This is a genomic window from Streptomyces mesophilus (assembly GCF_011044995.1).
Taxonomy (GTDB): Bacteria; Actinomycetota; Actinomycetes; order Streptomycetales; family Streptomycetaceae; genus Streptomyces; species Streptomyces mesophilus.
This window is the reverse complement of the sequence record NZ_JAAKZW010000014.1, coordinates 50,242-70,995: the sequence shown is the minus strand read 5'-3', so window position 1 is coordinate 70,995 and position 20,754 is coordinate 50,242. Positions and strand designations below refer to the sequence as shown.

General features: G+C 70.0%; 20 protein-coding genes and 1 riboswitch. Of the genes, 9 read left to right on the top strand and 11 right to left on the bottom strand.

What is annotated here, in order from left to right; translation table 11 throughout:
* Nucleotides 1–70: 70 nt before the first annotated feature.
* Nucleotides 71–436, bottom strand: coding sequence for a PRC-barrel domain-containing protein (locus G6045_RS07195; protein ID WP_165330975.1), 366 nt, complete (start codon nt 434–436; stop codon nt 71–73).
* Nucleotides 437–596: 160 nt separating this feature from the next.
* Nucleotides 597–704, top strand: a riboswitch (glycine riboswitch).
* 191 nt (nt 705–895) lie between these two features.
* Between G6045_RS07195 and gcvP the strand changes: the two genes are divergently transcribed.
* Complete coding sequence (gene gcvP / locus G6045_RS07190) at nt 896–3,781, top strand: aminomethyl-transferring glycine dehydrogenase (protein WP_165330974.1); 2,886 nt, start codon at nt 896–898, stop codon at nt 3,779–3,781.
* A 75-nt stretch (nt 3,782–3,856) separates the two neighbouring features.
* Here the strand turns inward: gcvP and G6045_RS07185 are convergent, their stop codons facing one another.
* Together G6045_RS07185 and G6045_RS07180 are read right to left on the bottom strand one after the other, a co-directional pair.
* Nucleotides 3,857–4,063 carry a DUF5999 family protein gene (locus tag G6045_RS07185; protein ID WP_052582559.1) on the bottom strand — a complete coding sequence of 69 codons (207 nt, stop codon included), beginning with the start codon at nt 4,061–4,063 and terminating at the stop codon, nt 3,857–3,859.
* Nucleotides 4,064–4,409: 346 nt separating this feature from the next.
* On the bottom strand, nt 4,410–4,985 hold the full coding sequence (locus G6045_RS07180) for a hypothetical protein (RefSeq protein ID WP_165330973.1): 576 nt from the start codon (nt 4,983–4,985) through the stop codon (nt 4,410–4,412).
* Nucleotides 4,986–5,471: 486 nt separating this feature from the next.
* Between G6045_RS07180 and G6045_RS07175 the strand changes: the two genes are divergently transcribed.
* The gene (locus tag G6045_RS07175; RefSeq protein WP_165330972.1) at nt 5,472–6,995 is read left to right on the top strand and encodes a glutamate--cysteine ligase; all 1,524 of its coding nucleotides are present in this window, start codon (nt 5,472–5,474) and stop codon (nt 6,993–6,995) included.
* A gap of 101 nt (nt 6,996–7,096) precedes the next feature.
* Here G6045_RS07175 and G6045_RS07170 read toward each other — a convergent pair whose 3' ends face one another.
* Complete coding sequence (locus G6045_RS07170; RefSeq protein ID WP_165330971.1) at nt 7,097–8,887, bottom strand: substrate-binding and VWA domain-containing protein; 1,791 nt, start codon at nt 8,885–8,887, stop codon at nt 7,097–7,099.
* A 176-nt stretch (nt 8,888–9,063) separates the two neighbouring features.
* Here G6045_RS07170 and G6045_RS07165 point away from each other — a divergent pair, with 176 nt between their 5' ends.
* Nucleotides 9,064–9,864 (top strand): CPBP family intramembrane glutamic endopeptidase, encoded by an 801-nt coding sequence (locus G6045_RS07165; protein ID WP_165330970.1) that lies wholly within the window; start codon nt 9,064–9,066, stop codon nt 9,862–9,864.
* Between the two features lie 103 nt (nt 9,865–9,967).
* Here G6045_RS07165 and G6045_RS07160 read toward each other — a convergent pair whose 3' ends face one another.
* Entirely contained in the window at nt 9,968–10,777 is an 810-nt protein-coding gene (locus G6045_RS07160; protein WP_165330969.1) for a PhzF family phenazine biosynthesis protein, read from the bottom strand.
* A gap of 191 nt (nt 10,778–10,968) precedes the next feature.
* A complete protein-coding gene (locus G6045_RS07155; RefSeq protein WP_165330968.1) occupies nt 10,969–11,358 on the bottom strand; it encodes a VOC family protein in 390 nt (129 codons plus the stop codon).
* A 206-nt stretch (nt 11,359–11,564) separates the two neighbouring features.
* Here G6045_RS07155 and G6045_RS07150 point away from each other — a divergent pair, with 206 nt between their 5' ends.
* Nucleotides 11,565–12,689, top strand: coding sequence for an NAD(P)/FAD-dependent oxidoreductase (locus G6045_RS07150; protein WP_328707683.1), 1,125 nt, complete (start codon nt 11,565–11,567; stop codon nt 12,687–12,689).
* An 89-nt stretch (nt 12,690–12,778) separates the two neighbouring features.
* Here the strand turns inward: G6045_RS07150 and G6045_RS07145 are convergent, their stop codons facing one another.
* The gene (locus G6045_RS07145) at nt 12,779–13,201 is read right to left on the bottom strand and encodes an MDR/zinc-dependent alcohol dehydrogenase-like family protein (RefSeq protein WP_235967644.1); all 423 of its coding nucleotides are present in this window, start codon (nt 13,199–13,201) and stop codon (nt 12,779–12,781) included.
* A 174-nt stretch (nt 13,202–13,375) separates the two neighbouring features.
* On the opposite strand from G6045_RS07145, the gene G6045_RS07140 reads away from it, so the two are divergent.
* A complete protein-coding gene (locus tag G6045_RS07140) occupies nt 13,376–14,074 on the top strand; it encodes a PadR family transcriptional regulator (protein WP_165330967.1) in 699 nt (232 codons plus the stop codon).
* A 73-nt stretch (nt 14,075–14,147) separates the two neighbouring features.
* Here the strand turns inward: G6045_RS07140 and G6045_RS07135 are convergent, their stop codons facing one another.
* Nucleotides 14,148–14,576, bottom strand: a complete 429-nt coding sequence (locus G6045_RS07135) for a type II toxin-antitoxin system Rv0910 family toxin (protein WP_165330966.1) — start codon at nt 14,574–14,576, stop codon at nt 14,148–14,150.
* A gap of 132 nt (nt 14,577–14,708) precedes the next feature.
* Nucleotides 14,709–14,945 (bottom strand): hypothetical protein, encoded by a 237-nt coding sequence (locus G6045_RS07130; RefSeq protein ID WP_165330915.1) that lies wholly within the window; start codon nt 14,943–14,945, stop codon nt 14,709–14,711.
* 323 nt (nt 14,946–15,268) lie between these two features.
* Here G6045_RS07130 and G6045_RS07125 point away from each other — a divergent pair, with 323 nt between their 5' ends.
* The 3 genes from G6045_RS07125 to G6045_RS07115 all read left to right on the top strand — a co-directional run bounded on the left by G6045_RS07125 (nt 15,269) and on the right by G6045_RS07115 (nt 18,114).
* A complete protein-coding gene (locus G6045_RS07125) occupies nt 15,269–15,829 on the top strand; it encodes a Clp protease N-terminal domain-containing protein (RefSeq protein ID WP_165330965.1) in 561 nt (186 codons plus the stop codon).
* A 135-nt stretch (nt 15,830–15,964) separates the two neighbouring features.
* Complete coding sequence (locus G6045_RS07120; protein WP_165330964.1) at nt 15,965–16,969, top strand: EamA family transporter; 1,005 nt, start codon at nt 15,965–15,967, stop codon at nt 16,967–16,969.
* A 158-nt stretch (nt 16,970–17,127) separates the two neighbouring features.
* A complete protein-coding gene (locus G6045_RS07115) occupies nt 17,128–18,114 on the top strand; it encodes a DMT family transporter (protein ID WP_165330963.1) in 987 nt (328 codons plus the stop codon).
* Between the two features lie 85 nt (nt 18,115–18,199).
* Here the strand turns inward: G6045_RS07115 and G6045_RS07110 are convergent, their stop codons facing one another.
* Nucleotides 18,200–18,892 carry a pyridoxamine 5'-phosphate oxidase family protein gene (locus tag G6045_RS07110; protein WP_408056306.1) on the bottom strand — a complete coding sequence of 231 codons (693 nt, stop codon included), beginning with the start codon at nt 18,890–18,892 and terminating at the stop codon, nt 18,200–18,202.
* Nucleotides 18,893–18,927: 35 nt separating this feature from the next.
* Here G6045_RS07110 and G6045_RS07105 point away from each other — a divergent pair, with 35 nt between their 5' ends.
* Nucleotides 18,928–20,271 (top strand): aminotransferase class I/II-fold pyridoxal phosphate-dependent enzyme, encoded by a 1,344-nt coding sequence (locus tag G6045_RS07105; protein ID WP_165330961.1) that lies wholly within the window; start codon nt 18,928–18,930, stop codon nt 20,269–20,271.
* A 19-nt stretch (nt 20,272–20,290) separates the two neighbouring features.
* Here the strand turns inward: G6045_RS07105 and G6045_RS07100 are convergent, their stop codons facing one another.
* Nucleotides 20,291–20,668 carry an SMI1/KNR4 family protein gene (locus tag G6045_RS07100; RefSeq protein ID WP_235967643.1) on the bottom strand — a complete coding sequence of 126 codons (378 nt, stop codon included), beginning with the start codon at nt 20,666–20,668 and terminating at the stop codon, nt 20,291–20,293.
* Nucleotides 20,669–20,754: the final 86 nt, after the last annotated feature.

Here is a 20,754-nt window from a genome sequence, read left to right as displayed (position 1 = left end):
CATCCGAACTTCGTTCGGATCTGCTCAAGCGCCGCAGGGGCTGATTGGGCGGAGGGGCTGGATGAGAGTGCTAGTCGCCCGCGATGTGGCCGAAGTCGTGGTCCGAGGGAGGGGGGGTGTCGTCTGTGAGGGAGATGCCGTAGTGGTGGTAGAGCTGGAGTTCTTGTTCGGGGGAGAGGTGGCGGCCCACGCCGAAGTCGGGGGCGTCCTTGATCAGGGAGCGTTCGTACGGGACGTGCAGGGTGCCCTCGACCAGTTCGCTGGGCTCCAGGGGGACGAACGCGTCCCTGCTGAACAGTCCCGTGCGTATCGCCGCCCACTCGGGGACACCGGTCGCGTCGTCGAGATAGACCTCGTCCACGGTGCCGAGTTTGGAGCCGTTGCGGTCGAAGGCCTTGCGGCCGATCAGACTGCGGGGGTCGATGTCGGTCTGCACAGGCCCTCCAGACAAAGTCGCCCGTCAGTCGGACGTCAGTCGCAAGTCATCCGTATTGACTACGAAAGAGCACATTGCGCCCCTTGGCCACTCGGGGAATTGGGGGCTTGTAGGCGAGGAATCGACGGGTGTGCCCGCTGGTAGGCTGGCAGACGGCTGCTGACCCCGTGCGGGAGAGCTCTCCGAGCCCAGTGAACGTGCTGGCCGGGGGCGCCGAAGGAGCAAATCCTCCCCGGAATCTCTCAGGCACCCGTACCGCATGGACGAGGTCACTCTGGAAAGCAGGGCGGGCGTCGACGGCTTCCGCTCTCACCGACGGTGAAAGTCGGGCTGTGCCCCTTGTGAAACATGGAGCACGGTCCGGTGAAACTCTCAGGTTGAGATGACAGAGGGGGAGGCCGTCCGGGTACCCGCGCCGTGGTACCCCTCGCAGGTCGTATCGACCAGGAGGCCTCCGTAATGACCGCCAACCGCATCCCGCTGCACGAGCTCGAGCGCGGCATCCCCTTCGAGCACCGTCACATCGGGCCCGACGCCGAGGCGCGCGCCAAGATGCTCGCCCAGGTCGGCTACGGCTCGCTGGACGAGCTGACCGCGGCCGCGGTGCCGGATGTCATCAAGAGCGCCGAGGCGCTGGATCTGCCCGAGGGGCGCAGCGAGGCCGAAGTCCTCGCGGAGCTGCGCACGTTGGCCGACCGCAACCAGGTGCTCGCGCCGATGATCGGTCTCGGCTACTACGGCACGTTCACGCCGCCGGTGATCCTGCGCAACGTCATGGAGAACCCGTCCTGGTACACGGCGTACACCCCGTACCAGCCGGAGATCTCGCAGGGCCGCCTCGAGGCGCTGCTCAACTTCCAGACCGTTGTCGCCGATCTGACCGGTCTGCCCACTTCTGGTGCCTCGCTGCTCGACGAGGGCACGGCTGCTGCCGAGGCCATGGCGCTCGCGCGGCGGGTGGGCAAGGTGAAGCAGGGCGTCTTCCTGGTCGACGCCGATGCGCTGCCGCAGACCATCGCCGTGATCGAGACCCGTGCCGAGCCGACCGGTGTCGAGGTGGTCGTCGCCGATCTCTCGCAGGGCATCCCGGCCGAGGTCGCCGAGCGCGGTGTCTTCGGTGTGCTCCTCCAGTACCCGGGCGCCTCCGGCGCCGTGCGGGACCTCAAGCCCGTGATCGAGCAGGCGCACGAACTCGGGGCGATCGTCACCGTCGCCGCCGATCTGCTCGCCCTGACGCTGCTCACCTCGCCCGGCGATCTCGGCGCGGACATCGCGGTCGGTACGACGCAGCGCTTCGGTGTGCCGATGGGCTTCGGCGGTCCGCACGCCGGCTACATGGCGGTCCGTGAGAAGTTCGCGCGCAGCCTACCCGGCCGCCTCGTGGGTGTCTCGGTCGACGCGGACGGCAACAAGGCCTACCGCCTCGCGCTGCAGACCCGCGAGCAGCACATCCGCCGTGAGAAGGCGACCAGCAACATCTGCACCGCGCAGGTGCTGCTCGCCGTCATGGCCGGCATGTACGCCGTCTACCACGGTCCGCAGGGGCTGGCCGGCATTGCCCGTCGTACGCACCGTTACGCGACGATCCTGGCCGAAGGCCTGAAGGCCGGCGGGGTCGAGGTCGTGCACGGTTCGTTCTTCGACACCCTCACCCTGCGCGTCCCCGGCCGGGCCGCCGAGGTCGTGTCCGCCGCGCGTGAGGGCGGGGTCAACCTGCACCTCGTCGACACCGACCACGTCTCCGTGTCCTGCGACGAGACCACCACGCGTACGCAACTGGCCGCCGTCTGGGCCGCGTTCGGGGTCGAGGGCGACATCGTGGCCCTCGACGAGGTCGCCGGTGAGGCGCTGCCCAGCGGGCTGCTGCGCTCCGACGAGTACCTGACGCACCCCGTGTTCCACGAGCACCGCTCCGAGACCGCGATGCTGCGCTACCTGCGCAAGCTCTCGGACAAGGACTACGCGCTCGACCGCGGCATGATCCCGCTCGGCTCCTGCACCATGAAGCTGAACGCGACCACCGAGATGGAGCCGGTCACCTGGCCCGAGTTCGGCCAGCTGCACCCCTTCGTGCCGGCCGAGCAGGCGCAGGGCTACCTCACGCTCATCCGTGAGCTCGAGGAGCAGCTCGCCGAGGTCACCGGCTACGACAAGGTGTCGCTGCAGCCCAACGCCGGTTCGCAGGGCGAGCTCGCCGGTCTGCTCGCGGTGCGCGGCTACCACCGTGCCAACGGCGACGACCAGCGCACCATCTGCCTCATCCCGTCCTCCGCGCACGGCACCAACGCCGCGAGCGCCGTGATGGCCGGCATGAAGGTCGTCGTGGTCAAGACCGCCGACGACGGTGAGATCGACGTCGAGGACCTGCGCGCGAAGATCGAGCTGCACAAGGACCAGCTCGCGGTCCTGATGATCACGTACCCCTCGACGCACGGTGTCTTCGAGGAGCACGTCGCCGACATCTGCGCCCAGGTGCACGACGCCGGCGGCCAGGTCTACGTCGACGGCGCCAACCTCAACGCCCTGGTGGGCCTTGCCAAGCCGGGCCACTTCGGCGGCGACGTCTCGCACCTGAACCTGCACAAGACCTTCTGCATCCCGCACGGCGGCGGCGGTCCGGGCGTCGGTCCGGTCGCGGTGCGCGAGCACCTCGCGCCGCACCTGCCCAACCACCCGCTGCAGCCCGCCGCGGGTCCGGAGACCGGTGTCGGTCCGATTTCCGCCGCGCCGTTCGGCTCGGCCGGGATCCTGCCGATCTCGTGGGCGTACGTACGTCTGATGGGCGGCGAGGGCCTCAAGCGCGCGACGCAGATCGCGGTGCTCGGCGCCAACTACATCGCCAAGCGCCTGGAGCCGCACTACCCGGTGCTCTACACCGGCCCCGGCGGTCTGGTCGCGCACGAGTGCATCATCGACATCCGGCCGCTGGCCAAGGCGACCGGTGTGAGCGTGGACGACATCGCCAAGCGGCTGATCGACTACGGCTTCCACGCGCCGACGATGTCCTTCCCGGTGGCCGGCACGCTGATGATCGAGCCGACCGAGAGCGAGGACCTGGTCGAGCTCGACCGGTTCTGCGACGCGATGATCGCGATCCGCGCGGAGATCGAGAAGGTCGGCGCGGGTGAGTGGCCCGCGGAGGACAACCCGCTGCACAACGCCCCGCACACGGCCGCGACCATGGCCGGCGAGTGGGAGCACCCGTACACCCGTGAAGAGGCCGTCTTCCCGGGCGGTCTGGTGGCGGCGGAGAAGTACTGGCCGCCGGTGCGCCGGATCGACCAGGCGTACGGCGACCGCAACCTTGTCTGCTCCTGCCCGCCGCTGGACGCGTACGAGAACTGAGTCAACCGGGCAAACGTCAGGGCCGGTTCGGAGAGTGATCTCCGGGCCGGCCCTCGGTGTTGCGGGGTGGTGCCCTCAGGCCGCGCGGACCACCGAGCCGGTGCCCAGCGGCCGGTGCGGCGCGATGATCTGCCCGTCCGGCAGCAGCTCACCGGTGTCCTCGAAGAGCAGGACGCCGTTGCACAGCAGGCTCCAGCCCTGCTCAGGGTGGAAGGCCACAAGGAGTGCGGCTTCCCGGTCGGCTGAGTCGGCTGTGGGACAGGCTGGCTGGTGCTGGCACATGGAAGGGTTCTTTCGCTGGTCCGTAGTGGTGATCTGTGTCCCGCGGATGGATCGGTGTGCTGCGGTGTTCATTGCCGCCCCCGTGTGGTCGGTCCGGAACCAGTGTTGCCCTACGGGCTCGATTCCGCAGGGATTTACCGGCAGCGCTCCTCACCAGGAAGTGACGCATCACCCGTGCGGACGGTTCAGTCCAACTCGGCGGTCCCTTCGGGTGGTTAGGGGTGGCCTGAAGGGGCTAGTCCGGTCGGGCGGTGCGGGCCGGGCCCGTGTAGGGGCCAAGCGGGTGCCTTCACGGACATGCCTGTGCCCCGCGACCGGCTGGATCGCGGGGCACAGACACGGGTGCTCAGACCGCCTGGCCGAGCAGGGCGGCGGGAGCGAGCCGGTGGGTCAGGACCGGAAGCAGCTCCGCCGCGAGATGCGGTTGATGGGCGGCGATCCCGGGGGGCGCGGGAGCCAGGGGTACGAGGACATCTGTGGAGGCGAGGCGGCCCTCCGTACCGTCCGAGGTGCAGTCGTTGTGCAGCCACAACGTCAGCATGTACAGCTCGGGCACCGAGAGCAGACGTGGCTGGCAGCGCGTCTGCAGGGACTCCGCCTGGCGCAGGGCCCGTTCGGTGGAGGTGATGTACGGACCTTCGAAGAAGTGCGAGAAGGTCCAGCCGTCCGCCGTGAGCATCGTGTCGCAGGCGGCCACCGTGCGGCCCTCACTGCGCAGCAGGAAGCGCCATCCGGTGAGCCGGGTCCGGGGTGTGCCGGCCTGGTTCAGGACGTGGACGGGCAGCGGTAGTTCGGCGGTGACGGGTCCCTGGGCGTTGCGCAGGGACGGGGTGCGCGCCTCGCGTACGGCGGTGGGGGAACCAAGTGCCGCGAGGACGCTGCGCAGGGCTGGCGCGGGAGCCGGAGGGACTTGCAGCGGCATGATGGGTCGCCTCTCATGAGACAGGCTGGTGGTGCGGGGGCGTGGGTGCAGACGGCGTTGTCAGCTCTCGGGGCCAGAGGGGCGGGGGATGGCCAGGGTCCGGTCCGCGAGCGCCAACTCTCTGCCTCGTTCGCGGAGTTTATACGACGCGTGTTCTCACAATGTTTCGAGTAGCCGTCGCCAGTATTGCGAGCAAGGCGGTATTCGGTCGCCGTAGCGCGGTAATTCTCCCGATTCCGTACCGGGGTGGCGCCGCTGACCTGGGCGATGTCCGTACGGGCGGTCGGCCGATTCTCGTCGGCGTATTCCACCACTGCCCTCGCGAGCGCAACTGCACTGTGCCGCATGCCGCGTGAATGTGCCGCGGGTGAGTGTGATTGAGGGTACAGCCGGGTGGGCAGGTGCGGGGCGTTATCGATCACATTGCCTGGGCATCATCCCCGGTGACATGGCCGTGGACTGCCCAATCGAGGAGGGGACACTTCGATGGGGGAGAAGGTCGCGGCGGGAGCGTTCGACCTGTCCGATCGGCAGCGCTACCGCAGAAAGCTGCAGCAGTGCCTCGCGGGGCTCGCGCGACTGCTGGACGAGAAGCGGTTCGACAGGCCCCGGAATCTGATGGGCATGGAGATAGAGCTGAATCTCACGGGGCCCGATGGTTTGCCGAGAATGATGAATGCGGAAGTTCTCGAGCGGATCGCGAGCCGTGATTTCCAGACCGAACTCGGGATGTTCAATCTCGAAGTGAACATTGCTCCGCATGCGCTGGGCGGGCGCGTTTTCGACCAGCTCTCGGAGGAGCTTCGTACCGGACTGAACTATGCGCACCGTAAAGCGAACGAAGTGGCCGCAGGGATCGTCATGATCGGAATTCTGCCGACGCTCGGGCAGGACGATCTGGTGTCGTCGAACCTTTCGGCCGTCGATCGCTACATGTTGCTCAACGACCAGATGGTGGCTGCCCGAGGCGAGGACTTCCACCTCGAGATCGAGGGTGTCGAGCGGCTCAGCTGTACCTCCGCGTCGATCGCGCCCGAAGCCGCCTGTACCTCCGTGCAGTTGCATCTGCAGGTCACACCGGGGCGGTTCGCCGATGTGTGGAACGCGGCGCAGGCCGTCGCGGCCGCACAGATAGCCGTGGGCGCCAACGCGCCCTTCCTGTTCGGGCGCGAGCTGTGGCGTGAGTCGCGGCCGCCGCTGTTCCTGCAGGCCACCGATACGCGTCCGCCCGAGCTCCAGGCGCAGGGGGTGCGGCCGCGTACGTGGTTCGGGGAGCGCTGGATCACCAAGCCGTACGACCTCTTCGAGGAGAATCTGCGCTACTTCCCCGCGCTGCTGCCGATCTGCGATGACGAGGAACCGCTGCGCGTGATCGACGAGGGCGGTGTGCCGTCGCTGGCCGAACTCGTGCTGCACAACGGCACGGTGTACCGCTGGAACCGGCCCGTCTACGGGATCGCCGACGGCGTACCGCATCTGCGGGTGGAGAACCGGGTTCTGCCGGCCGGTCCGACCGTCACCGATGTCATCGCCAATGCGGCCTTCTACTACGGCGTCGTACGGGCGCTCGCCGAGGACAGCCGGCCGGTGTGGTCGCGGCTGCCGTTCGAGGCGGCCGCCGCCAACTTCGACGCGGCCTGCCGGTACGGCATCGAGGCCGAGCTCGACTGGCCGCGCCCCGGGCGCTTCGGGGGCGTGGCGCGGATGCCGGCCGTCGATCTCGTACGCAACGAGCTGCTGCCACTGGCCGCCGCGGGGCTCGACGCGTGGGGTGTGGCGCCTGTGGACCGGGACCACTATCTGGGGGTCATCGAGGAGCGCTGCAAGCGCCGGGTGAACGGGGCTTCGTGGCAGGTGGCCACCTATCACCGGGCGCTGGAGAGCGGCCTGGGCCGGGAGGCGGCGCTGGCCGCCACGACGCGGCGGTACTGCGAGCTCATGCACGCGGGCGAACCCGTGCACACCTGGCCGGTCGGGGCGCTGCCGGATGCGGTGGTGGCTCCCGGCTGATCCCTGTGGTGGCTCCTGGGTGAGCCCTGCGGTGGCTCCCGGACGAGCCCAGTGGGCCGGGGAGCGCGGCGGGCCGGGGGCGGACCCGGCCCGCCCTCGGCTCAGCCCGCGCTCGCCTGGGCCGCCGCCGTGATGGCCTTGAGGATCACTTCCGGCACCTGCGCCGGATCGTCGACCTGGTGGCCCGAGCCGCCGGTCGCCTTGGCCACCTGGTCGAGTTCGTCCTGGTCGCCGCCCGGTCCGACCGCGACCGCGATCAGCGGCACCGGACGGTCCGCGTCGGACAAGGTCTCCAGCTGGGAGATCAGGGCACTGCGGGTGATCGAGTTCGGGTCCTGGTTCTCGCCGTCGGTCACAATCACCACGGCGTTGAACATGTCGGGCACATGGGTCTTCTGGGCCTGCTTGAACGCGGCGAGCGTCGTGTCGTACAGACCGGTCGCACCATTGGGCACCGGCTGCAGCTTGCCGAACGCCGCCGTCAGACGCTCGCGCTGTGTGGTGCCGCCCTTGCCCGTCTGCTTGCCGAGGCGGTCCGTGGGCACCAGTTCGCGGTAGTCGCGCTTGCCGTCCAGGAGGGTGGAGAACTCCCAGAGGCCGAAGTGGTCCTCGTTGGTGAACTGGGTCAGCGCGGCGGTCAGCGCGGCCTTGGTGACATCCATACGCGGTGCGCCCCGGCCCGGCACCAGCTCGGCCATCGAGCCGGAGACGTCGACGACGACGGAGATCCGCGCGCTCTGCACGGTGATCGTCCAGACGCCCAGGGTCTCCTGGAGCTGCTTGCTGCTGAGCTCTTCGCTCGATGCGTTGGCCACCGGCTGGGTCGCGCTGCCGCCGGCCCCCTCGACCAGGCCGTCCGACGGCGCTCCGCGGTCGGTACGGAAGCCGTGCGAGGCGAGGATGCGCTCGCCCTCCTGCTCGCCGAGCAGCGTCATGAAACGCAGGGCGGCCCGGCTCTCGTCGGTGGTCTGTCCCGGCTCGTCGAGCAGTGCGTACGGGTAGTCGAGCTCGGGCGCGCCGTCCTTCGGGTAGAAGAGCTCCAGCTTGCCCGCGTCCTGGGCCGAGGCATTGTGCTTGAAGGCCGCCTGCTCGGAGACGATCAGGGCCTGGTTGCGGCGCGGATTGCCCTGCTCCGTACCGGAGTTGTCGCGGGCCAGGGTGTCGAGGGCCTGGGCGTCGCTGTCCGAGGTGCGCTGCGCCAGGATCTTCGCCGTGGCCGCGATCTGGGCCTCCGCCTCCGCGCCGCCCGCCTGCTCCGCCGACGCGCTCATCTTGGCCAGCGCGAGCAGGCCCGATGCGCTGCGCGCCGGATCCGCGGCGCCGAGCCGCAGCTGGTCGCCCTGGGTTGCGGCGCCTGCCAACTCGGCCCAGGAGTACGTCTTCTTCGGCCAGCCCAGCTTCTTGGCGGCGGCCGGCACCATGCCCATGGTCACGGGGGTCGAGGCGATATTGCCGGTGGGCGTCAACAGGCTCTCGTCGCCCTGCAGTTGCACCCGCTCCACCCACATGTCCGAGTCCGGCACCCACACCTCGTACGAACCGGGCTTTCCTTCCGTACGCAGAGAGTCGGCGAACTTGGAGGAGTCGCGCGCGGTGACCCGGACGTCCATGCAGCGGCCGTCGGAGGTGATGTCCTTGTCGCGTGCGTAGGCGGCGGTGTCGCGCAGGGCCGGGGCCATGTCGGGGGAGGCGACCACATCGATGCGTACGGCGTCGTCCGCGCACCTGTTCGCGAAAGGCAGCCAGTCGCCGCCCACCGCATAGGCGGCCGAACCTGCGACACCCAGGACCAGGACCGTCGCGATGACGACCATGCGGCGGCGCGGGCCCGGGCGCTGCGGATCCGCCGCAGTCGTCCTCGATCTGCGGTCCGGCATGTTGTGACGTCCCATGACGCTGGTGCCCCTCTTCGTACGTCTGGATGCACGACGCGCGGGGGTACATACGGTCGACACAGGTGCGTGGCGTACCGTCCCCCTGGCCTGTCGCGCACGGTCTTCGTACCTGCATTCGAGACCCTAGTGGGGCGAGCATGTGTGCGGGGCGTGATTGGTCAACTAAGGCAGGTGTGCACGTGGAGGCAGGGCTGGTGGCCGGATCTTTTCCCCATGAGCGGATTTCGCGGAGAATTCTCCGGGACGAGACGCTTCTTGTCCTCGCGCTGTCGCTCGGTGCCAGCGGAGTCTCCGCGCTGATCAGTTTCATCGGGTCGGTGACCAAGCCGGGTGGTCTCAAGGACCAGGCGGCCACGCTCAACGCGTCGGCGGCGCCCGGGCGTCCCTGGCTTGATCTCGCCTGGCAGCTTTTCGGCATCTGTACGGCTCTGGTGCCGGTCGCGCTGGTCATTCATCTGCTGGTACGGGAAGGGGCCGGAGTCCGCTCGATCGGCTTCGACCTCAGGCGGCCCGGCTTCGATCTGTCCCGCGGTGCGGTGATCGCGGCGGGGATCGGTTCGACCGGTATCGCCTTCTATCTCCTCGCGCGGGCGCTGGGCTTCAACCTCACGGTGGTTCCGGAGGCGTTGCCGGACGTGTGGTGGAAGTTCCCCGTGCTGATCCTGTCGGCGGCGCAGAACTCGATTCTCGAGGAAGTGATCGTGGTCGGGTATCTGCTGCGCAGACTCGACCAGTTGGGGTTCTCGCCGATGGGGTCGCTCGCGGCGAGTTCGGTGCTGCGCGGCTCGTACCACCTGTATCAGGGCATCGGCGGGTTCATCGGCAACATGGTGATGGGCGTCGTCTTCGTCCTGCTCTACCGGCGGTGGGGGCGGGTGGGTCCGCTGGTCGTGGCCCATACGCTGCTCGATGTCGGAGCGTTCGTGGGGTATGCGCTGCTGGCCGGGAAGGTGGGCTGGCTGCCCACCGGATGATGCGGAGGGCAGCCGGGCGCGGTGGCGGCGGGTCGGGCGGGCGGCCTCGCCGTGGAGCGGGTGTCGCCTCAGGCGTGCAGATCTCCGCGGATCGTATGCCGCCTCAGGCGTGCAGCTCGCCCTCGATGACGGTGACGGCGCGGCCGGTCAGAAGGGTGCGTTCGCCCTGGAGCGTCACGCGCACCTGGCCGGAGCGGTGTGAGGCCTGCAGGCCGGTGAGTTCGGTGCGGCCCAGACGCGCGCACCAGAACGGGGCGAGGGCGGTGTGGGCGCTGCCGGTCACCGGATCCTCGTCGATGCCCACGTTCGGGAAGAAGCCGCGCGAGACGAAGTCGTAGCCCCGGGTGGGGTCTTGGGCCGCGGCGGTGGCGATGATGCCGCGCTCCGAGTAGCGGGCGAGCGCCCGGATATCGGGGCGCAGTCCCCGGACCGTCTGCTCGTCGGCGAGCTCCACAAGGAGGTCGCCGGTGTTCTCGCCGGTGTCGTACGTGGAGAGGGCTTTGGCGCCGAGCGCCTCCTCGACACCGTCGGGGATGTCGACCGCGGTGAGCGGGGCGGTCGGGAAGTCGAGCGTGAGGGCGCCGTCGGGGTGTGCCGTGGCGGTGAGGACGCCGCTCAGGGTCGAGAAGCGGATGGTGCCGTGGGCGCGCCCGGTGCTGTGCAGCACGTGGGCGGCGGCGAGCGTGGCATGGCCGCACATCCGGACCTCGGCGGCCGGAGTGAACCAGCGCAGCGCCCAGTCGGCCGCGCCGCCTTCGGGCAGCTGGTGGGCGAATGCGGTCTCCGCGTGGTTGACCTCGAGCGCGACGTTCTGCAGCCAGCTGTCCTCGGGGAAGGAGTCGAGGAGCAGGACGCCCGCGGGGTTGCCGGCGAAGGGACGGTCGGTGAAGGCGTCGACGATCTGAATGCGCATAGGGCGACGGTGGGGCGCGCGTCGAGCGTCGGGCCAAGGCCAATCGGCGGCTGGTGGCCTGGTGCTGGGGCCTTGGGGATCCCTGAAGCCGCGTCCTGGCATCGCTGCGAGGTGGAGAGGACGCAGGCTGCGAGGTGGAGAGGACGCAGGCTGCGAGGTGGAGAGGACGCAGGCCGGTCGTGGTGGTCCGCTCAGTCGAGGTAGTCCGCGTGGCCCTCGTCGTCGAGTGAGAACGGTCCGTCGGGGATGATGCAGAACTCGTTCCCCTCCGGGTCGGCCATCACCAGGAACCCGCCCTCGGCGTACTCCTCCAGCCGGCGCCCGCCGAGTGACTCGACACGGTGCTGCTCGTCGGGCGGGTTCGGTGAGCTGATGTCGAAGTGCATGCGGTTCTTGCCCGACTTGGCCTCGCCGACTTGCTGGAAGCCCAGACCGAGACCGTTCTCGCGTTGCAGCCATACGTAAGGTCCCGTGCGGCCCGCGATGGGCCTGCCGAGCAGCTCGGACCAGAACGCGGCGAGCCGCTCGGGGTCCGCGGCGTCGACGATGAGGGCATTGATCCGCAGCGGTGAGTGCGACATGACCTGATTCTCTCGCGTCGCGGTGAAGAGGCGGAGTCCGCAGCGTGTCGCCGCGCCGTGATCGCCGATGCCGCTCCAACGTGAAACTGCTCGGCTGGGGTTGCGTCTGTGGGACCGAGCCGACATTGACGCTTGTCGCCGAACGGGGCGATGGCATGCTGGAAGCGGGAGTTGGCGAGTTGGCCCACGACCCTGGAAGGCGGCTTGTGAGCGGCGGACATGTGGGGCGGTCTGAACGTGTTGCTGTCATCGGAGTGGGCATTCTCGGAGCCAGCGTGGGGTGCAACCTGTCGCGGCAGGGGGCCGAGGTGGTCTTCATCGACGCGGGCCGGCCAGGGGAAGGGGTCACCAACTGGTCCTTCTCGTGGGTCAACGCCAGCAACAAGACCGGGCGCAGGTCCTACTTCGACCTGAACGTGGCAGGTATGGCGGCGTACCGCGAGCTTGCAGAGACCATCGGGCCGGACTCATGGTGGCATCCCAGCGGCCACCTGCGCTGGGCCGGCGACACCGCAGCGGAGGCGAAGCTCCTGGAAACAGCCGAGCTGCTGGCCGGCTGGGACTACAGGGTCGAGGTGTGCACGGGTGCAGAGGTGCGCCGGCGCCTCGAACCTGCTCTCAGGGTGCCGGCCAAGACTCCGGTCCTGTTCTACCCCGACGAAGCATGGGTGCACGGACGGCATCTCGTCGGCCGCCTGGTCGGCCGAGCTGTTGAGTCCGGCGCTGAACATCGGTTTGGCACCGCGGCCCGCAACATCGGTATCGGCCCCGATGGGAGCGTCCGGACAGTGACCCTGTCGGATGGGAGCTGTCTCGACGTCGACGTCGTCGTGAACGCGGCAGGACCCAGCGCTTCCCAGGTCGCCGGGCTCATCGCTCGGCACTTGCCGATGCGCCGGGAACCCGGCGTCGTCACCCGGCTCGGCTGTGCTCAGGTCCCGGTTCACCGGGCCATGCACGCGCCCCACATCGAGATCCGTCCTGACGGAGATGCGTCGGTGGTCCTCCACAGCCGCGAGATCGACGCAGTCATCGACACGGGTGAAGATCCAGTGGAACTCGCACGGCAGCTCCACGAAGCGGCGAAGCACGTCGTTCCTGAACTCGGAAACGCCCGCGTCGCGCAGACACGGATCGCTTACCGGCCGATCCCAGCCGACGGATTCCCCTCGGTGGGTGCGGTGCCTTCTGTGCCGGGCTACTACGAGGCTGTCTCCCACAGCGGCATCACACTCGGGCCGGTCATCGGCCGGCTGCTTGCTACGGAGATCCTCAGCGGGAAGCGGGACGAGATGCTTGCGGACTTCCGCCCGGAACGGTTCCCCCAGTGACGTGCGGAGCCGAGCCATCTGCGCAGCGAGCGTATGAAGAAGTCCGGCGCATGGCGGCGTAGATCAGGCAGAGATCGCCCAAGTCTGCGCTACCGGGGGATGGTGACCAGGATGCGGCTGCGGCCACCGCCGACATCGACGTGATCGTGGGCGGCGATGACGGCCTCGTTGGCGACGACGGCGTTGTGGAGGTCGGCGTTGTCGGACAGGGCGACCGCGATGATGCGGTCGACGCCCCGCGGCGCGTGGGCGCGGATGGCCGTGGCGGGGGCGCCGGCGGCCAACGCGACGGCGTGGGAGACGACGGCCGGGGCGATGTGGTCGAGGTCCGCGGTGCGGCGGACGGTGGCGAGCACGGTGGCGCCGGCCCTGCGGGCGAGCTGGGCGGCCGTGCCGAAGGGGCGGTAGGCCTGGGCGCCGTGCGGCAGATCGGTGCCGTCCCGGCGCCGGGAACCTGTTGGTCCGGCGCAGGTCGGCGACCTCCGCCGGACCGGCTTCGATGTCAAGGACACAGGAGCCTCCAGAAGAGGGCTTGCCATCCGATCGGTAGCGATATATCGTTGAGGCATCGCGATGGTTCATGAAAGATCGCGAGCGCTCCTTACAGCGCATCCCGAGATACGGCATACGGCGCCTATTCGAGGAGCGGATCCCACGCTGAACGACACATGAGAGAAGTGATTGATATGCGACCCCATGTACATGGACACGAGAATGGACATGAGCACGAGCACGGCCGTCAGCACCACGGCGGCTTCGGCCGGCGCGGGCCCGGCCCCGGTTTCGGCGGGCCCGGTGGGCCGCGCGGAGGCGGCGGCTTCGAGGGTCCGCGGGGCGGCGAGGGCCGGCGTGCCTTCGGGCCCTTCGGCCCCGGCGGCTTCGACCCCCGCGGCTTCGGCGGGCCCGGCCCCTGGGGCGGGCGCGGACGCGGCGGTGGCCGTGGACGGGCGCGGCGCGGTGATGTGCGCGCCTCGATCCTGGCCCTGCTGAAGGACCGGCCGATGCACGGTTACGAGATGATCCAGGAGATCGCCGAGCGCAGCGGCGGGGCGTGGAAGCCCAGCCCGGGGTCGGTGTACCCGACCCTGCAGCTGCTCGAGGACGAGGGCCTGATCACCAGTGAGTCCGAGGGCGGCAAGAAGCTGTTCTCGCTCACCGAGGCCGGCCGTACGGCCGCCGACGAGGGCCCGGATGCCCCCTGGGAGGATGCCGGCCGCGGCGTCGACTGGGACACGGTCAACGAGATCCGGCAGGCCGGCTTCGGTCTGATGGAGGCCTTCGGCCAGGTCTGGAAGACCGGCTCGGCGGAGCAGCGCGAGAAGGCGCTCGCCGTCGTCAACGACGCCCGTAAGAAGCTCTATCTGATCCTCGCCGACGAGGACTGAGTCCCGCCGACTGGTGAAAACGGCAGGCGCCCCACGCGAACGCGCGTGGGGCGCCTGCCGTTTGGGCCCTGGCTCAGACGATGAGCGCGTTCAGCTTGCGCAGCGACTCGTGGAGAGCCGCCGTCGCCGAATCCTTGAGCTTGCCCGCCATCAGCGTCACGGCCGCACCCGTGAACTCGCCGTCGATGCGCATCACCGTGGCGTTGCCGTCGGGCGTCAGGGTGTAGGCCTGCTTGAGGTTCACCCCCATCGGGCCCTTGCCGCGGATGGTGAACGAACGGCCGTCCTCGAGGGACTCCACCGTCCACACCGCATCGGCGGGGAAGCCCATGAGCTTCATGCTCTCCTCGAACGTGTCGCCCTGCTTGAGCGATTCCGGCGCCCCCTTGGGGAACCCGGTGTGCGTCACGCTCCACTCGCCGAATACGGAGAAGTCAGTGAGCTTCTCCCAGACCTTCTCGGCGGGAGCGTCGATGCGTGCTTCCGCGCTGACTTCGGCCATGCGACCACCCCTTCTCGTCAAGCGCTGCGGTGGTAGCGCAGCGGCGGTGTCGCGGAACGTAGCCTCGTAGTCGGGAAGTTACAAGACTGACGACTCGTCAGAAATTGTGGAGCTCGTGCATCGAGGTGCGCGTCAGCGGCCGATTCTGCGGATCACCGCGGCGTCGAAGAGATCCAGTGCGCGCGGGTGCGGGCCCTCATCATGGCAGTGCCACGCCTCCCAGAACAGGTCCGCGGGCAGAGCGTCCTCGGGGGCGTAGACCCGGTACACGTACTGCTTGCCGTCGATCGCCGGCAGTGCCACCAGCCAGCAGCCGCACTCCTCGGGCGGGGCGCCGCGCAGGCGCGCGGGGCGTACGGCTCGGGGCATGGCGACTCCTTTCCGCGGACGTGCGGGACGGTCAACTGGACCACGGTGCTCGGATGTTGCTCGGGTGCCCTGAGGGACGAGCACTGTGCGGCCCGTGGTTGCGCTGGGGGAGTGCGCCGGAAGCGTGCGCGCCCCCGGGTCCCGATCCTTGGCCACTCGCCGGCCATTCGTCGGACATGCATCGGAAGGGAACGGGTCCCCGTGAAGGGAGATCTCATCCGTAAGGAGGAGAACCCGTACACGCATCCCCACCTTGTGTCGGACGTGAAGATGCTTCCCGGCGGGGATGCCCCGGAGCGTCCCGGGCTGATGGGGTGGCAGGTGTGCACAGCCCCACCTGGCCGGATGCGGATCAAGGACTTCCGCACCCGCGCCTGCCACGGACCGAACCCGACGGCGAGCTCGACGCCGAGCTGCAGTCGGTGATCGCGGGCGCCCGCCGACGGGCCCTGCGCGGCGGCGACGGCCAGCTGGATACCGCCCATCTGCTGCACTCCCTGCTCGAGTCCGACCCCGCGGTGCGCGCGGTATTCGGAGACGGCGCGCGCGTGGCCCGGCTGCTCGGCCTCCTGGTGCAGCGTTCCATCGGGTACGGGCTGCGCTGGCAGGGCACGGTCGAGGATTCGGGCGCCGTTCCGGTCGTACGGGAACGAGGGGCGCGGGAACCGGCCGGCTGGTCGCCCTCCGCGCTGAGTGCGATGGAGCTGGCGCAGGCGCGCGCCCGGGAGGGCGGCCGGAGGTCCGCCGACGGGATCGATGTGCTCGCGGCCCTCGCTCTGGATGCCGAAAGCCGCGCGGTGCAGATCCTGCGTCGCTCCGGTGTGGATCCGCGGGCGCTGGTGGAGCGCATCGACGCGGGGTTCGGTGAGCCCTTGACGGGCTGACGGGGGCGCAGTGGGTGGACGTCGGGCGAACTGTGCCCGGTCGTCGCGTGGACCGCGCCCGGGCGCCGTCTCGCTTTCCGAGATGTCAGGGGTATCGGGGGTGACGCTCATGACGTCGCCTGTCATCATGGCCGCGTGTCTACGTTCAAGGGGATTCAAGGGGACCGGGGCCGCAGCGTCGGACTGACGCTGGCTCTGGTGTCGGCGCTGGCGTTCGGCGGCTCCGGCGTGGCGGCGAAGCCGCTCATCACGGCAGGGCTCGACCCGCTGCATGTGGTCTGGCTGCGGGTGGCGGGTGCGGCGCTTGTGCTGCTGCCGGTGGCCTGGCGCCATCGCGAACTGCTGGTGCGCAGGCCCGCGTTGCTCGCCGGTTTCGGCCTGTTCGCCGTCGCGGGCGTCCAGGCCTGCTACTTCGCGGCGATCTCCCGTATCCCCGTAGGCGTGGCCCTGCTCATCGAGTACCTGGGGCCGGCGCTCGTGCTCGTCTGGATCCGTTTCGTCCAGCGCCGGCACGTCACGCGGGCCGCGGCGGTCGGTGTGGTGCTCGCGGTCGGCGGGCTCGCCTGTGTGGTCGAGGTCTGGGCAGGTCTGAGCTTCGACGCGATCGGCGTGCTCCTCGGTCTTGGCGCCGCGGTGTGCCAGGCCGGCTACTTCATCCTCGGCGACCACGGCAGCGACTCGGGCGAACAGGCTCCGGATCCGCTGGGCGTCATCGCGTACGGCATGCTGATCGGCGCTCTGATCCTGACGGTGATCGCCCGCCCATGGGAGATGGACTGGTCGGTGCTCTCGGGCACTGCGGACATGGACGGCACCGCGGTGTCGGGGTGGTTGCTGCTCGGCTGGGTGGTGCTGATCGCCACGGTGCTCGCGTACGGCACGGGTCTGCTCTCCGTACGCAGGCTCTCGCCGCAGGTGGCCGGAGTCGTCGCCTACCTCGAGGCGGTCGTCGCGACCGTACTGGCCTGGTTCCTGCTCGGCGAGCATCTGTCCGCGCCCCAGATCATCGGCGGTGCGGTCGTTCTGATCGGCGCGTTCATCGCCCAGTCCGCCACTCCTGTGAAGGCGGCGCCCGAGCCCGTCGCGAGCGGCGGTCCACAGGACGAAACGGCATTGTCCGTGAGCCGGGCCGAAGCGTAGGGTGGCGATCATGCACGCACGAGCGCTTGTCCTTCCGCCTCCTGCCGCCTAGCGCGGGCGGTCGGAGTCAACCACCGAAATCTGCCCGGGAGTTCCCGGGCCGGTGACGGCTGCCCGCAGACGACAGTCCCTTTCGTCTGTCCTTTGCGGAGAGCCTCGTGTCGAATGCTGTTTCCACCCAGGGTGCCGTCGTCGCCCCTGGTTCCCCCGCCCTGTCCGTCGGACGCGGCCTGCTCTATCTGATCGTCGCCGGTGTCGCCTGGGGTACCGCGGGAGCCGCCGCGCTCCTGGTGTTCCAGTCCAGCGAACTGCGGCCCATCGCCCTGTCGTTCTGGCGCTGCGCCGGCGGCCTCGTGCTGCTGCTCGTGGCCGGGCTGCTGCGGCGCCGCGGCGGTCGGGCGCGTGCCAAGGTGCGGCCGGGGCGGATGATCGCGCTCGGTGTCGCCCTCGCCGTCTTCCAGACCGCGTACTTCGCCGCCGTATCGGCCACCGGTCTGGCCGTCGGCACGGTGGTCACGCTCGGTGCGGGCCCCGTCCTGATCGCGCTGGGGGCCAGGCTGCTGCTCGGTGAACGCCTCGGAATCGGCGGCGTACTGGCCGTCGCCGGTGCACTCGCGGGCCTGGTCGTGCTCGTCTTCGGCGAGGGTGGCGGCGGTCCGGGCGAGGTCGATCCGGCCGGCGTCCTGCTCGCGATCGGGTCCGCTGCCGGGTACGCCGTGATGACTCTGCTCACCCGCTGGTGGGGCAGGGACGGTTCGGGCGCCGACACCCACACCACGACCGTGTGGACCTTCGCGATCGCCGCACTGTGCCTGCTGCCGTTCGCGGCGGTCGAAGGGCTGCTGCCCCACACCGATCAACTCGGCCGGATCCTCGGCCTGATGCTGTACGTCGCGGCCGTGCCGACCGCGCTGGCCTACGCCCTGTACTTCGCGGGGGCGGCCGCGGTCCGCTCGGCCACCGTCTCCGTGATCATGCTGCTCGAACCGGTCAGTGCGGCCATCCTCGCGGTGCTCGCGTTCGGTGAGCATCTGACCGCGGCGACGGTGGTGGGCACCTTGCTGATGCTGCTCGCGCTGGCGGGGCTCGCGGTGGCGGAGACGCGGACCGCTGCTCGTACATCACTGAGCGCTGTCCGTACATAGCGAAACGGCCGCCCTCGATACATAGCGAAAGGGCCGCCCTCGACGAGAGGGCGGCCCTTGCTTCACGTTCGGGTGATGCGTCCGCTCACAAACCGCGCAGATACTCCGGCAGTTCGACCCCCGGCTCCAGGTCATCGGACGGAATCGGCGCGCCGTACGTGCGGGCCACCGGCACCACGCCCGCCCAGTGGGGGAGCTCCATGTCCTTGGGCTCGTCGTTGGGGCCGCCGGTGCGGATCTTCGCGGAGACCTCGGCCAGGTCGACGCGGAGCACCGCGGTGGCGGCCAGCTCCTTGGCGTCGGCCGGGCGGGAGTCCGCGGCCCGGCCGGCCACGACCTGGTCGACGATGGCGTCCAGGGCCAGTCGCTTCTCCTGCGGATCGGTGACCTGGTGGGCGGTGCCGTGCACCACGACGGAGCGGTAGTTGATCGAGTGGTGGAACGCCGAGCGGGCGAGCACGAGGCCGTCCACATGCGTCACCGTCAGACAGACGGACAGGCCCGGGTCGGCCTGGCCCGCCATCCGCAGCGGGCGCGAGCCGGTCGACCCGTGCACGTAGAGCCGCTCGCCGACCCGCGCGTACAGCGTCGGCAGCACCACCGGGGCGCCGTCGCGGACGAAGCCCATGTGGCAGAGGTAGGTCTCGTCGAGTATCGAATGCACCAATTCCCGGTCGTAGTGCGCGCGCTCCTTGGAGCGGGTGGGGACGGTGCGCTCCGTCGGTGCATACGAGTCCGGGGTGGTGGTCGGCTCCGTGGTGTCCGGCGCAACGCTCATTGCGATCTCCATTGCATTAGTGCATACTCATGTTTGTGCTAGGAGGATATCGGATCGAAGGCCGACGCGCAGCAGAGATTGCGGCCAGCGTCGAGGGCGCGGTGGGCAGGGGAGACCTGGAGCCCGGGCAAGTGCTGCCGCCCATGCGGGAGTTGGCCCTGGAGCTGGGGGTCAATCCGAATACGGTCGCGTCGGCGTATCGCACCCTGCGTGAGCGGGGAGTGATCGAGACGGCGGGCAGGCGCGGCAGCCGGGTCCGTTCGCGGCCCGCGAGCACCGCGCGCGACGCGATCCGGGTCGAAGCGCCCGAAGGCGTACGGGATGTCTCGCTCGGCAATCCCGATCCCGCGCTGCTGCCTTCCCTCACCGGGGCGTTCGCCGCGGCGGCCGCGCGCAGCGACCGGCAGCCGGTCATGTACGCCGAGGCCGCGGTGGACCCGGACCTGGGCGCGCTCGCCCGGGCCGCGTTCGACGCCGACGGGATTCCGGGCGGGCCTGTCGCCGTCACGTCGGGCTCGCTCGACGCCATCGAGCGGATCCTGGCCGCGCACCTGCGGCCGGGTGACGCGGTCGCGGTGGAGGATCCGGGCTGGGGTGCGCTGCTCGATCTGATCCCGGCGCTCGGGCTGCGCGCCGTCGCCATCGCCGTGGACGACGAAGGGCCCGAGCCGGCCGCGGTCGACCGGGCGTTGAGCGAAGGTGCCCGTGCCGTGATCGTCACGGACCGGGCGCAGAACCCCACGGGCGCCGCGGTCACCGCCTCGCGTGCGCGGGCGCTGCGGGCGGTCCTCAGGAAGCACCCATCGGTGCTGCTGATCGAGGACGACCACGGGCACGGCATCGTCGACCTGCCGTTGCATCCTCTGGCCACCGGCAAGGGGAGTTGGGCGCTGGTGCGCTCGGTGGCCAAGGCGTACGGGCCCGATCTGCGGCTCGCCGTCCTGACCGGCGACGCGGTCACCGTGGACCGGGTGCAGGGCCGGCAGCGGCTCGGACCGGGCTGGGTGAGCCGGATCGTGCAGCGCGCGGTCGTCGAACTGTGGGCTTCCGGTGCGGTGGTGCCCGTGGACGTGGCGCGTACCTATGCGCGTCGCCGCGACGCCCTGATCGCCGCGCTGGGGCGGCGGGGTGTCGCGGCGACGGGGCGCAGCGGCCTGAACGTATGGGTGCCGGTCCCGGACGAAACCGGCGCGGTGTCCCGGCTGTTGCACGCCGGGTGGGCGGTGGCGCCCGGGGCGAGGTTCCGGATCGGGGCGGCGCCCGGGATGCGGATCACGGTGTCGCCGCTGGCCGAGTCCGACATCGAGCCGCTGGCCGACGCCGTCGCGTATGCCGTGCTGGGCGGGCGGGGCGGAGCGGGCCGGACCCTGGCGACCTAGACCGGCTGTCTCCGGTGACCTAGACCGGTCGTCCCCAGCCCGGCGGCAGCAAGTCCCATGAGTCGCGGGGCAGCCACTCGTCGAAGGTCACGGGCCGTGCGCCGCCGGCGTGGTCGAGGGAGAGCGGGAGGATCAGGTCGCAGGTGGCCCGGCCGTCCCACCACATCGTGCCGGCGAGAGGGCCGGTGATCGCCAGGAGAGTCGCGAAGCCACAGCCGTGCTCCTGCGCGATCACCGCTCCGGCCGTCTTGCGGTCCTCGAACTCCTCGCACTCGGCGTCCCAGGCTCTCCACGCCCGGTCGAACGCCGCCGCGTCGGCATACTCCTCGGCTCGGGGTTCGCACCGGTCGAGCGCGTCATCAGCCGCCGCGTAGTCGTCCGGATGTGGGAAGGGCACTCGCAACAGGTCACGTCGCGGCCACCTGTGGTCGCCCGCCCACCACCAGCCGTCCGCCGACTTCCGGAGCTCGCACACTGCACCGC